The sequence below is a fragment of the Bradyrhizobium sp. 956_D2_N1_4 genome (genome assembly GCF_052076025.1).
Taxonomy (GTDB): Bacteria; Pseudomonadota; Alphaproteobacteria; order Rhizobiales; family Xanthobacteraceae; genus Bradyrhizobium; species Bradyrhizobium barranii.
On sequence record NZ_CP197237.1, the window covers coordinates 1,786,232 to 1,799,503 of the forward strand.

Annotated in this window: 11 protein-coding genes; all 11 read right to left on the minus strand. The window is 60.7% G+C overall.

Annotated elements, in window-relative coordinates:
- Positions 1 to 49: 49 nt before the first annotated feature.
- The gene (locus tag AB7535_RS08025; protein ID WP_439037264.1) at positions 50 to 1,927 is read right to left on the minus strand and encodes a hypothetical protein; all 1,878 of its coding nucleotides are present in this window, start codon (positions 1,925 to 1,927) and stop codon (positions 50 to 52) included.
- Between the two features lie 11 nt (positions 1,928 to 1,938).
- Positions 1,939 to 3,927 carry an asparagine synthase (glutamine-hydrolyzing) gene (gene asnB, locus AB7535_RS08030; RefSeq protein ID WP_085401001.1) on the minus strand — a complete coding sequence of 663 codons (1,989 nt, stop codon included), beginning with the start codon at positions 3,925 to 3,927 and terminating at the stop codon, positions 1,939 to 1,941.
- A 3-nt stretch (positions 3,928 to 3,930) separates the two neighbouring features.
- Positions 3,931 to 5,187 (minus strand): O-antigen ligase family protein, encoded by a 1,257-nt coding sequence (locus AB7535_RS08035; protein ID WP_085401003.1) that lies wholly within the window; start codon positions 5,185 to 5,187, stop codon positions 3,931 to 3,933.
- Positions 5,184 to 6,407 (minus strand): glycosyltransferase, encoded by a 1,224-nt coding sequence (locus AB7535_RS08040; protein WP_224517114.1) that lies wholly within the window; start codon positions 6,405 to 6,407, stop codon positions 5,184 to 5,186. The genes AB7535_RS08035 and AB7535_RS08040 overlap by 4 nt, the downstream gene beginning before the upstream one ends.
- Positions 6,408 to 6,646: 239 nt before the next feature.
- Positions 6,647 to 7,309, minus strand: coding sequence for a helix-turn-helix transcriptional regulator (locus AB7535_RS08045; protein ID WP_144030703.1), 663 nt, complete (start codon positions 7,307 to 7,309; stop codon positions 6,647 to 6,649).
- Positions 7,310 to 7,598: 289 nt separating this feature from the next.
- The gene (locus tag AB7535_RS08050) at positions 7,599 to 8,870 is read right to left on the minus strand and encodes a polysaccharide biosynthesis/export family protein (RefSeq protein ID WP_085401006.1); all 1,272 of its coding nucleotides are present in this window, start codon (positions 8,868 to 8,870) and stop codon (positions 7,599 to 7,601) included.
- 65 nt (positions 8,871 to 8,935) lie between these two features.
- Positions 8,936 to 9,976 carry an NAD-dependent epimerase/dehydratase family protein gene (locus AB7535_RS08055; protein ID WP_085401008.1) on the minus strand — a complete coding sequence of 347 codons (1,041 nt, stop codon included), beginning with the start codon at positions 9,974 to 9,976 and terminating at the stop codon, positions 8,936 to 8,938.
- Between the two features lie 12 nt (positions 9,977 to 9,988).
- Positions 9,989 to 10,726: a sugar transferase gene (locus AB7535_RS08060; protein WP_063984322.1), complete on the minus strand. Its 738-nt coding sequence runs from the start codon at positions 10,724 to 10,726 to the stop codon at positions 9,989 to 9,991.
- Positions 10,723 to 11,889, minus strand: a complete 1,167-nt coding sequence (locus tag AB7535_RS08065; protein WP_354133548.1) for a DegT/DnrJ/EryC1/StrS family aminotransferase — start codon at positions 11,887 to 11,889, stop codon at positions 10,723 to 10,725. Before AB7535_RS08065 ends, AB7535_RS08060 begins: the two co-directional genes overlap by 4 nt.
- A gap of 18 nt (positions 11,890 to 11,907) precedes the next feature.
- Positions 11,908 to 12,624, minus strand: a complete 717-nt coding sequence (locus tag AB7535_RS08070) for a nucleotidyltransferase family protein (RefSeq protein WP_063986521.1) — start codon at positions 12,622 to 12,624, stop codon at positions 11,908 to 11,910.
- Between the two features lie 340 nt (positions 12,625 to 12,964).
- On the minus strand, positions 12,965 to 13,243 hold the full coding sequence (locus AB7535_RS08075) for an acyl carrier protein (RefSeq protein WP_014496395.1): 279 nt from the start codon (positions 13,241 to 13,243) through the stop codon (positions 12,965 to 12,967).
- Positions 13,244 to 13,272 lie beyond the last annotated feature (29 nt).

Here is a 13,272-nt window from a genome sequence, read left to right on the forward strand (position 1 = left end):
TGGCTGCCATATCGAAAGACCCGGGTGATTAACCCAGGCCGCCTGGGTGTCATTGCCGTGGTCTCAGGCCAGATGCAGCGTGGTCGGAAACATTGATTGCAGGTTCGATGCTTGTCCACCGTACCGCCGTTGTTTTGAAGCGGCGATAGTAATGCATCAAAGTCGATGTTGATGACGGCTCCAGATCCGAAGGCGCGAGCTCGGACGGTACTCCGTGCGTCAGGACACACCAGAGCTTGACACGAGAATCGAGATCCGACGTCCCGGCAAACCGGGTCAAAGTGCTTCGCACGACGTCGCGGCTCGTGCTTCCGGCGCGGACGGCAAGTAGAACGTGATCCGCCCAGGAGGCGAGGAGGCGCACTTCCGGCGCATCATCCAGCGATGGTGCGTTGATGACGACGAGATCGTAGGTGTTCCTGAAGTGCTCGAACAGCGAGGCGACTTTCGGACCCGCCAACGGCCCCAGGCGACTGCCCTCGGACAATCTTGACGATATGTAGTCGAGTCCGAGCTCCGGGATGTGCTGGACGGCCTTGGCGGCCGCTCCGTCGTGCGCCAACAGCTTGAACAGATCTGCAGCCTCACCGCCGACGCGCCGGGGCAATTGAGAGAAATCCAGGAACAGAACGCGCTGTCCGAGTTGCGCCGCACAAAAGCCGAAACTCCAGGCGATCGCGCTCTTGCCTTCACCGTGCAAGCTGGATGTCACCAGGATGACATGCGGCGTCTGTGGCGAGACCGGATCGGCGGCCATGAGGGATACGACGGTCGAGCGAACGGCCCTGTTATGCGAGACAGCCGATTGCTCTACGAAGCGCTGCGGCGAGATGCTCAGCTCCGGCGGGATCGAGGGGATCAACCCGACGCACGGGATGTCCAATGCCTCTGCAGCTTCCGCCTCGGTGTGCAGACTTCGATCGAAGTACTTCAGGATGATCGCGACGAGAGATGCCAGGAGCGCGAAGATAATCGTGATCGGTGGAACAAGGAGGAACGGGTTCAACGAGCTCGGAAAGTCGGGTGGTGAGGCGTCCGCGATGACGGTCACGTCTGGCTCGGCGACCACGCCCTTCGTGGTGAGATCCTGCCGCTTTCGTATCAGTGTTTCATATTGCTGCGCCAGCGTGGTTATTTTCCACTCCAACGCGGCGGCGGCCTGTGCGGCTGCCGGTGATGACGAGATCTGACCTGAGTGACTGGCGTCCCATTCCGCCTTCGCCGTTGACAATTCGCGCTGAACATTCGCCGATTGTGCTGCGATGGCGTCCAGAGCCTGCAGCTCGACAGCCCGCTTTTGCCGGACAAGCTCGTCAGCGTAGGATCGGGCGACCAGGTTTGCGACGTCTGCGGCCCGTTGTGGATTGGGGTCGCTGGCAATTACGCTGATAACTCTGGACCGGCGCTCCTGGCTGACCTTCAGGCGCCCTTTCAATGCTGCCACCGCCGCGCCGTCGCTCGGGTCTTTCCGGAAGGAGAGGAACCCCTTTATCTTTGACAAGGCAGTGCGGAGCACCGAACCGTTCTCGTTGGCCGGGTTGTCGAGCATCCTCAGTGCCGGCAGGAGCCGCCGCAGATACGCATCGGATGACATGACCGTTACGTGCGTATCGATCGTCGGGTCGTCCGAACCGCCAGTCGACGAGGAATTGCCGGATGCACCGGCATTGTCGGCCGCTCCGCTTCGAGCGCTCACGACAAGCTGTGCCGTTGCGAGATAGGTGGGCGACATAAAAATACTACCGAGCACCGCGAGCAGCGCGCCCGCGCCGATCATTTTGACGATGAAGAGCTTGTATCGCCTGATGCTCTCGAAGACATGCTTGAATGCCGCGATGGCGTCATCGGGAGGTGACTCGTCGCCCTTTGACCGGCCCGGGGTCAGGACAGTCACCGGCAGAATCCGTTTATTTGTGAACGCTTCCATCGCCTGCTCCTTTACTGCGCCGGTTCCATCACGCCTGCTGTTCGCGAAGGCCCGGAGGTAACTGCTGAGTCGAGCCAGGACTGCAGCATCAAGACAGCCCACAGCGGTCGCGAGAAATCGCGGCGACCGCTAAGATGTTGAAGCCAGCACTCCTGCACGCGGGAAACGTCCAGGAGATGCTGGTTGCGAAGACGCGACTCCGAAAGGAGGTCCGACGCCCACGAACGAAGCGGTCCCTTCAGCCAGGAGCCGATCGGCACGTCAAAGCCCTGTTTCGGTCGCTCGAAGAGGTGGCGTGGCAGGTAACGGCCGAGGACCTGGCGCAGGAGCCATTTTCCCTGACCATGACGCACTTTCGCCGAGTTCGGCAGCGCCCAGCTGAACTCGACAACGCGATGATCCAGAAGCGGGCAACGAGCCTCCAGGCTCGTGGCCATGCTCGCGCGATCGAGTTTCACGAGAATATCGCTCGGGAGATATCCAAGCATATCCCGAACGATAAAATCAGACAGCAGATCGTTGAGCGGCGGGATCGAGTCCGGCGCCGCGCCTGCCTGGGTTCGCGTCAACTGCAGTTCGGAGAGCCGCGTCGACCGACGGTACATCTCGCCGACGTCGTTGCTGCCAATAAGGTCTGCCAGGCGGTTGATCCGGTCGCCGTGTGTCATCCGCTGCACCCAACCTGGGAGACGAAGTGTTTCGACGACGCTTTCGCGCATGCCGCGCCCGAGCAGCGCCACACCGCCCGCGGCCATGGTCCGGATCGATCGGTTGGAGTTCAGCAGAGGCGCTAAACGGGCGGAAAGTACGTGCCTGGAATACCCTGCGAAGCACTCGTCACCTCCGTCGCCCGAAAGCGCAACGGTGACGTCCTGCCGTGCAAGTCGAGATAGAAGCAGTGTCGGGATCTGCGATTCATCGGCAAACGGCTCGTCCCAGATGGTTGGAAGTTCGGGGATGACCGCTCTGGCGTCCGCGGAGGTGAGGCGTAGCTCGGTATGGCTGGTGCCGAGGTGCTGCGCCACGGCCGCAGCGTTAGCCGTTTCATCAAAGGCGCGCTCACCGAATCCGATCGTGAAGGTCCGTACCGGGCGCGCCGATTGGGCCTGCATCAGGGCCACGACGGTCGAACTGTCTATTCCGCCCGACAGGAACAGCCCGACCGGAACGTCGGCAACCATTCGGTCGGCGACCGCGGCCTTGAGCAGATCGCAAGCCTGGGAGACGAGCTGCTGGTCATCCGCAGTGGCCAGCGCTGCGCGGCCCGTGTGCGCGACATCGGCCAACGACCACCAGCAGCGCGCGCGTTCTTGTAGCGCTGCGGCATCCCGGCAGACCGAGAGGTCCTCGGCACGGATCGATAGGGCGCCCCCGGGTGGAATCTTGAAGACACCTCGCCATATACACTGGTCTTCCGGCAACCATCCGCGCGATAGAAACTCCGCAACCGCGCCTGGGTCGATCTCCTGGTGAAAGTCGGGGAATGCCGCGATGGCCTTCAACTCCGACGCGAACACGACCGCACTAGACGTCCGCGCGACGTAGAGCGGCTTTTTTCCCATTCGATCGCGGGCCAGGTGCAGGGTGCGGTTCCTGCGATCCCACAGGCCGATTGCGAACATACCATTGCAGCGCTGGAGGGCCTTCTCCAGGCCCCATTTCTCGATCAGGCCCAGCAAGACCTCCGTATCGCTATTGCCGATGAAACGCTTGCCTGCGCACTCGAGCTCTTGCCGCAATGGCTTGTAGTTGTAGATCTCGCCGTTGAACGTAATCACGAAGCGGCCGTCGCTCGAAAGCATTGGCTGCCGGCCCGCATCGGAGAGATCGATGATGGACAGCCTGCGATGCCCGAACGCAACGCCGGCGTCACGATCGCTCCAGAACCCGTCCGCATCAGGACCGCGATGGCGCAGGCGAGCCGTCATCGGCCCGATCGCTGCCAGGTCGGCGGATCGAGAAGCATGCGGCGTCTGAAGTATTCCTGTAATTCCACACATTGCTTAACTTCCAACTCGCGCATGCGCCAATGAGCGCCGATCCGAGCCCAGGATGAGGCCCAGCGTGACGGCAAACCACACGGTCGGGTGCCGCAGAATGAAATGGCTGATGCTGAAGACGGCGAGTGCGAAGATCAGGACAGCCAAGGCGTCGAGCCGTGCGCGAAGCAGGAGCGCAAACGTGCCGGCAAACAGGCTGACAATGGCGATCACGCCAGGCAGTCCGCCTTGGGTGAACACGTCCAGGAGGGTGCTGTGAGCTTCCACCGGGAGTGCTACGCCCTTGTCCGTGATTCCGCTTGGCTTCTCCAGATGCGGCCCGGGCCCAAGGCCAAGCGACCCGGACTCCAGTCCGGCATGCAAGGCGTCTTGCCAAAGACTTAGCCGCAGATTGGCGGTTGCCTTCGTTGCCTCGCCGCCACGATCCTTCATCATGCCGGCGGCCAGCCCCTCGACATCATTCGCCGTTGCCACCCCGTAGGGAAGCAGTGAGAGCGAAAGGGGAATTATGGCCACAACGACGATCGCTGCAGCTGCGAAACGCAGACTCCATCGATGTTCGGGGGATGTCAGCCAGCTTCGCAAGCGTAGCGCAATGAGCAGCGGTATCGACAGCGACATCGAGATGAGAAAGGTATCGCTCTTCGTCAGCCGGCCGACGACGAATGTTGCGATGCAGCTAAACACTGCGACGATCCGGCCAAACCGCTTGGCCGTCAGAGCCATGTGAAGCGAGAGTGGTGTCAAAACCGCACAGTAGATTGCAAGCTGGTTTGGATTCTCCGACCACCCGCGGAACCGGTCCCAATACCATGGATCGACCGACGAGATGCTGAGGTAGCCCCAGCCCAATGCAAGTTGCACCGCCACGGCGACGATCCAGAATCCGATCAGGAACCACAGCGATTGGCGTAGGGTATCCTCGGGTCTCAACGTTGCAGCAACCAGGCAAGTGAGGGCCGCCACGAGGAGATATGCGAAGATGTCGTGCACGACGAGCTCTGGGTCGACGATCTCCGGGCGCAGCAATGCAAGGAAGCCCCCGAAACTCTGAATCAAGACAAAGCAGCCCCAGAATGCAACGAGCCAGAGCAGGGCTTGGGGGTTGTAAATTCTTGAACTGACCAAGAGATGCAGGGATGCGAGACCGAGCCAGAGGACGAGGCAAGCTTCCCCGATGCCCAGGGGGAAGCTGGGAAGACGCAGCTGCGAGGCTGTCCCAAGCACGAGGCCAAGCGCAAGAAGGGCACTGCCGATCATTGTACTTCACTGCTGCTGTGCGCCGCAGCCCGCCAGCCACTGGAATAGCTGCGGGAAAGCAGCTGCGTGTAAAGCTCGGCATAGCGATCGGCGACGACGTTGAGGTCGAACTCTTTGCGCACCACGTTGATCGAGCGTTGACCCATCGTCTTGGCACGCGCGGAATCCTGAAGAAGGTCGAGAATTGAGGCCGCGAGCGCGCGCGGGTCGCGCGGCGCTACGAGTTTGCCGTTCCAGTCCTCGCGGACCACGTCGTCGCACCCCGGCATGCGGGAGGCGACGATTGGCACGCCAGCCAATCCGGCTTCCAAAAGAACACGGGGAATGCCTTCACGATATTCAGTCGGAAAGGCAAAGAGGTCGGCGATACCCAGAAGCGCGGGAATATCCGATCTGGCGCCGGTCGCAATCACATATGGTGCGTGCGCCTCGATCAGCTCCTGACCTACGGCGAATGGACCCTCGCTTTCGCGCGGACCGACGAGCAGAAAGCGGACGTTCGGGCGCACCTCATGCACGAGCTTCGCCGCTTCGAGGAGCGTTGTGATTCCTTTTTGGACGGTTAATCGGCTTACTGTCAGGACAATCTCGGCATCGCCGAGCCCGAGTTCGGCGCGCAGCTCGGCAGGCGAGGCCGTTCGCGCTTGCGCCGCTTCGAACGCGCCGACATCGATCCCCGAGCTTCCGATGATGACAGATGAGCTCTTTCCAAGCAGGCGGTGTCGTTGAAAGAAGCTGCTGTCGGCCTTGTTCTGGAAAACCGTCGCCGCGGTCCAGCAAGCAGCCAGGCGTTGCATCGCCAGATAGACGGGGCGGAAGGCCAAGGCTCTCAGTTCTGTCGATGAGAATACCCATCCCATTCCGTTGATCGTGCGCACAACCGGTACGGAGCCGCGAAGCGCCAGCGGCGCAAACAGGTTGGGCTTGGTATCAAACGTCTGGATCACGTCGGGCCGAGCGCTCTTCACGAGCCGCGCCAGTTGACCCATGGCCGCGCGATCGGCAAAGCCGACGCCAAATCTGTCGAACTGATATTGATGATACGGGATTCCGGTCTTCGCGAATGCAGATGCTGCACCAGTGCCGGCCGCGCTCACGCGCAGGCCGCGGTTCTGCAAAGCCGCCAGGAACGGGATACGCAAAGCGTGATCCTCGCCTCCTACGCAAAGCAAGTGCAGCGCCATGTTGGTTCCTTCCAGCCCTTTGAGCAATTCCGCCAAGATGTTAGTCTTTGCGGAGACCCCCGGTTTTCCCGGCGAAAGTTTGACAGGATCAGGTTAGGACGTGGCCGCGGCCTGTCTTCATTCATTCGCATGACAGCGGAAGTGAGCGGTTGGCGGACGTGCTCGAACAGGGCTGAAAAGACGACGCGGCGCGAGTGCATGTTTGCCGAACGCGCCGCGAAGCACGTCGATGTTCGACTAGTCGAGACAACGCGACACCGTATTCCGCGTCCACGCTAGGGCAGGACGGCGAGGCGGCCCAGTAACGCGATCAGGTCTGCTTGCCGGCGTGTCTGTGTTTTGACAAACAGGGAAGCCAACTGGGAGCGTACTGTCGTTCGACTCAATCGTCGCGAACGAGCAATGTCGATCAGGTTGTTGCCTCGCGCCAACTCGAGAGCAAGCTGGGTTTCGGCAGCGGTGAATCCAAACAATCGCTGCAGCGTCCGCGGCGAAGGCTCCGGATGCGCGTCGAGATCCAGCAGGATCAATGCGATGGTCTCGTCGGACCACGCATTCGCGACCTGGTTGATCAGCGCGGTAAATCCTTCCTTGGTGGATGTTGCCAACCAGGAAGTCGAGCCTGCCGGAAACTGTGCGCCGGCGCGGTGGACCAGTTGCTTGACGGCGCCATAGAGCGTTTCGTGGCTCGCATCCACGCGCGCTTCGCGTTCCAATATTGCACGGCCGGCCGGACTGAGTTCGATGACCTTGCCGCGTCTGAGCAAGACCTGTCCGCAGCCGATCCGCGCGAGCACCCCGCGCAAGCCGTCCTGCTTGGGGTTCTGGGCGTCAGAGTGAGCAGATGAAACGGGACTGGAAATATTGAATATCGATTCAGAAGAATGACGCTGTAGAGCAATGGTAGACCTTGGCAATGCTTGGCTTAAGTTCAACATTTTATTCCCCCGGCCGCGCTGACCCGATGGAGTGAACGTGCCACAAAGATTCCCAACTTCTGCCACGCCTGGCAACGTTGAATGGGGGGTAACCCCGCGGCCGTCGGAGGGGGTGAAAGTTGCCGATCTTCCGGGCATCGACCCGGTTGTGATCAACGAAGAGGTAGCAACGCGGGTTGAAGGGGTAGCAAGGCGGGTTTAAGCCTCGCGGGAGCAGCCATGGAGGTATGCGGAAGCTACTCCGGAAGGAGCGGCCTGCTTACTCTTAAGGGAGTACCTCTGTTCGTGCTCAGTTCGAGAAGGCCGGCGCAGGGCGCAATGTGACTTCGATCACATCGCCTGGCTCCACGTCGAAGTCGACGGATGCGGTTATCCTGTCCCACTGTTGACCGAGCCGCCGCACGACGACCACGTCGGGATTGAGCTCGCCTGAATTGACGGGGATGGCACCCGAGCCGCCGATGGGCTGCAGTTTCTGGCTGAGCGCCTGCATTCTCACGCGCAAGTCCGCCAATCGAACGTTCGAGTCTTTCTGCTCCCTGAGCAGATTGATCGTGCGCTGGCTGGTGACACGTCCCGCTTGCCGCAGGAAGTCCTCACGCTGGCGCTGGAGCCGCATGAGTTCGACGCTGGTCTGCAGGCGTCGGGTCGAGGACAGCAACAGCGCGCGCCGGCTTTCGCTGACACGAGGACTTGCAAGCAATCCGGAGCCGAACGCCTTCATGACCCGTTCGAGCTCCTCTTCGTCGGCCTGCACGCCCTTCTCTTCACCTTCCTGTTGCTTCTTGAGCGTAGCGAACTGCGCGTCCGTTTGCTTTACGGCGTCGTCCAGGAAGCGTTGTTCCGTGCGGTAGTCGCTTTGTGAGGTCTTCAGAGAGTCCTTCTCGGCTTGAACGACCGAACCGATCACACCCGCGGGCAGCGAAATGTCGCTTGGAGGCGTGGCGTCGAACGTGTCGCGGCCATCAAGCTCCGCGCCGGTTCGGACGATATGGAAGTATTCCTTGGTGTATTCGGTGGCGAGGGACTGGTAGTCCCGCACAAGATCCGCAGGGTCGGTGGCGCCGGGCTGCATGCCACGCGACCGCAACAGGCTGAAGCCGCCGGCCACTGCCACGGCCTGGCGCACGGTCATTGAAGCCCGATACGTCTGCTGTCCGGGCGTGAGCACATCGCCGGAAACATAGACCGGCCGATATTCCACGACGCTTGCTATGACGTCGCCGGGCTTGACCACGAATGCCTGGTCGCGACCGTCGGTCAGGCGTTGACGCAGTATCCGTGCCTGCAGCAGCGTCTCGATGCGGTTCTGCATCTGCGCCGGGGTCAGGCCGGCAACTTCAACCGTCCCCCCGCCCGGAAGCGGGATGGTGCCGTCGATCTGGATCTGCGTGCGGTTGCGTTGATCGGGGAGGCCACCGATCGAAATCTCGATGGTATCACCCGGTCCGAGCTTGTATGGCGCGGCAAGGGACAGCCCGCTTGTCGCGAAAAACAGAACTGCCGCGCATGAGCCCAGCAGGAGGGTGGAAGAGGGTCTGCCTTGCTTCTTGCACTTCATGGACGAACTCCCGATGGAACCGAGCCTTCGCCGCTCGCGATTTAGGGACACCGATATCGGATCCTTCAGCCGGCTCTCTTCAAATCCGGGATGAGGGCGGTCGGAAGGAAGATCTCGTAGTTTCCGAAGAAGTGCCTCTGCTCCTCGACGTGGTCGAACAAGCCCTGGCTCAAGGCAGCGAGGATTTCGCTGATCCCTTGCTGAACGCTGATCTCGGGCGTGAAATTCAATACCCGACGGATCTTGTCGAAATTCACGCGGTAATTCCGGGGATCGGCGCCGCGCTCCTGATAGGTCACCTTCGATCGCGGAATGTGCCGCATGATCTCGTCAACGACCATCAGCTTGGTGAAGTTGTTTTCCTCGCAGCCCACATTGAAGACTTCGAAGGCGACCTTGCTGGTGGGCGCGCGGAGCACTTCCTCGATCGCGCGGGCAAAATCACGAACATGGCAGTAAGGACGCCAGGTGTTGGGATCGAATACCAGCAGTTCTTTTCCCAGGTGCAGTTCACGCACAAATTCGTTCACCGTGAGATCGAAGCGCATTCGCGAGGAAAGACCAAAGGCCGTCGCAAAGCGGAGAACCGTTGGATGGAATCCAGCCTTTCCCTTGAGACCCAGGATCTTCTGCTCCATCTCCACCTTGTGCTTGGCGTAAAGGGAGAGTGGTGCGAGCGGGTAATTCTCGTCGACGGCCGTGTCTACTTCCACTAGCCCATAGTTCGAGCAGGTGGACACGAAGATCAGCCGATCGACCGGATGGTGTTGCATCGCGTCGATGAAGGACGCGACGCCATTGCGATTGATGGCGTGACTTTCATCGGGGTACTTGCTCGTGATCGGATCGCCGACGAGCCCGGCGAGGATAACGACGTCATCCACACCCTTCAATGCTTGATTGGCGAAACGGGGATCGCGAATATCGCCTTGCATGAACTCGTATTGCGGAACGCTCAGATAAGGCCAGGCACAGCTCTCGTTCTTGTAGATGAGCTGATCCAGGCAACGGACGTGCCAACCCTTTCTCAGAAGATGGCCCGTGATCACTGAGCCCACGTAACCAGCACCACCTACCAGAAGCACAGTTCGCTTTTCAGTCGCCATTTGATCACCCGTCTACTTTTGAAATAAGTTCGCACCGACAGATCCGCCAGTTGGCGCTATGCCGCTCTGGCTCTCCGGTCGGGGTCTTCGCATGCGGTTGAGAAGCGGCTCCCCCACGGCGATCCAGCCGGCCTGAACGATCCACCGGAGATCGGACGTGACGGTTCGATTGGAATAATATGCCAGGTCGATCTTCGCCTTCGCGGGAAACAGAACCTCCCGATAGAAATCCGCCACATTGCCGTCCGGCGGGAACAGCTCATTTTCATGCCGGAAGAGAACCTGGCACGGCCCGACGAGGCCTGGCCGGTGTTCCAGGATCTTTTCGAATCCGTTCCTGAAACAGTCGGCAAATACGAGCGTCTCGGGTCGCGGGCCGACGAAAGACATGTCACCCCGCAGGATGTTCCAGAGCTGCGGTAGCTCATCCAGCTTGAATGCAGCCAGCAGCCCGCCGATCGTCGTCATGCGGTTGTCGTTCACCATCGTGAGCGGACTTCCGCGATCGTCGCAATCGGCTCTGAACTTCCGGAACTTGTACATGCGGAACGGCGCCCCGTTCAGCCCGAGACGGAGTTGCGAATACAGTATCGGTCGCCCGCCTTCGATCCAGACTGCAAGCGCAATGACCAACAGGATCGGCAGCGAGACGAATATGGCCGTCCCGGCACCGAGGACATCGATGACGCGCCGCAAACGCACGGCCGGAGCTGCCGGCCCAGCGCATCCCGCATTGACCGTTTCGCTCATGCCTGTTCGACCTCCGCGGGACAGGTTACCCGAAGTCCATCCGCGAGGCTGTCTGCCACGTGATCGACGTCCGCGGGAGTCATCGCGGGATGGAGCGGCAAGGTGAGCTCACGTCCGCAAAAATCCTCAGTGTTGGGGAGGCTGATGCCCGGATACTGATCCTGGTAGAACGTCAACCGATGCACCGGGGGATAGTGAATGGTCGTCTGAACGCCGCGCTTGCTGAGCTGCTCGATCAGGGGCTGCCGCGCGCTTGCCGCGGGGAGAACGACCGGCATGAGATGGTGGGCCGATACCCACGACGCGTTGAATGGCACCAGGACCGAAGGGCAACGCTCGGCGAGCCGCCGCCGATAGTGCAGCGACAGATGCCGCCTGGCGTCGTTCCAACCTGCCAACTTACGCAGCTGCACCAGGCCGACCGCGGCGCGCAACTCGTCCATGCGGTAGTTGAATCCTAGAAGCGTCACGTCGTATTCGGGGCTGCGGCTGACGAGGCGCTGGCGCGTGTTGGTGGTCATGCCATGCGACCTGGCGCGCTTGATCATGTCGTTCAAGATCCGGTGACGCGTTATGATTGCGCCGCCTTCAGCAGTCGTCATGTTCTTGTTGCCGTAGAAGGAGAACGCGGCTGCATCGCCAAACGTGCCGACCCCCTTGACGCCGGGGGCATGCGCGGCGTCTTCGATCAGGAGCAGACCCTTGCTGCGAGCGAAGGCCTGCCACTCCTCTCGATCAGCGAGGTAGCCCCCAAAATGCATGAGGATCACCGCTTTCGTCCGCGAGGTGCATTTGCGGAGCGCGTCGGCCGCGGACATCAGGGGAATTGCCCCGGATTGGACATCGACGAACACGGGCCGCGCTCCGACGTAGAGCACGGCATTGGCCGTGGCAACGAACGTGAGAGATGGAACGAGGACTTCATCGCCGGGGCCGACTCCGAGCGCATGCAGGATGAGGTGAAGTGCGGCCGTGCATGACCCGACTGCAATTGAGTCCTCGGCGCCATGCATGCGCGCAAACGTCTGCTCGAACTCCCGTACGCGATCCCCCATGGTGATCCAGCCGCTATCGATCGCGGCAACAAGAGCTTCCTTTTCGTCAATTCCCAGGGCCGGTTCTGATACCAACAGCATGTGTTCCTCTTCCCGTTCATTCCTCATGCGAAGGGTGACGCTGCGTCACGCAGCCGCAGTTGCGAATGCAGTCGATTGCTCGTCCCACGCAATGTCCTGGGCTTTCAGGAAGTCCTCGACCCGGCCAATGTCGAGCCACAGGCCAGTGTGCTTGAAGACGTTGACGCGGGCTTCTTCCTCGAGCATCTGGAACATCAGGTCGTCGAATCCGAAGGGGACGCCCGACGGAATGCGCTCGAGGACGACCGGATTCATGCAGTAGATTCCCATGCTGACGAGGTTCGTCAGCTCCGGCTTCTCGCGAAATCCGGTCACGCGTCCATCGATTTCATCAATCACGCCGAAGTCCATCTTCGTGCTCCGAACGGAGGTTCCGATGGTGATGTTGGCGTCGGATTTTCGGTGATTGTGGATCAGCTGGTTCAGGTTCAGGTCTGTCAGGACGTCACCGTTGAGGACCAGGAACGGCTCGTTGAGCTGTTCTCGCAGCAACGACAGCGGGCCGATCGTGCCGAGCGGCTCGAGCTCCTGCGTATACGTGATCTGCATGTTCCACTGGCTGCCGTCACCACAGACGCTGCGGATCAGATGGCCCAGATAACCGGTGGTGACGAAGACCTCTCCGATCCCGTTCCGTCTCAACCATTTGAGAACGAGCTCGAGGACGGGACGGGCGCCGATTGGCATGAGGGGTTTTGGCAAAATGGACGTATGTGGACGAAGTCGAGTTCCTCTGCCGCCGCACTGAACTACCGCTTTCATCTGAACCTCCATGTACTCAAAAAAATACGCTTCAAAAAAACGAGATATGCTTCTCAAGGAAAAAGGTAGGAGCAAACCATGCCTGCGTCTTCGTTCGTTTGCATGAGAGCGTTGGAATCGGACGGCGGAGGAATGCCGGCGGGTTGTCCACGCAGTCGTGCAGCGGAGGCGTACCTTTCCGGAAGACACGGGATTCGCCTTGACCAAGGGCCTCATGCGGAAGGCTTCGCGAAGGGCAAAAAAACGCCGCACTCGGCGGCCGGGTGAAGCCCCGGGGCGCCAAGCCGCGATCGAGTCACAGGACAGCTCGTTTCCTCCGCTTGCCGAACGTGCCGGTCGGTCAGGTATCGGCGGCCAAGTTAACCTTGCTGGCGATGTAACGTGCCATGCCCCGAATTGAATCGAGATTTTCGGGCAGGATCTCATTGTCGTCGACGGCGATGCCGAAGGTCGTCTCGATGAACCCGACCACCTCGAGCACTCCGGTCGAATCGATGATCCCCTGGTCGAGCAGGGAAGCGTCGTCGTTCAGCGCCGCGATGTCGCTGATGTAGAAATTCGATGTCAGAAAAGCGCGGATTTGCTCCTTGCAGCGGTCGGGTGCCAAGACCAGTGTCATTGCGTTGGTGCTCCATATGAAAGCGGGTG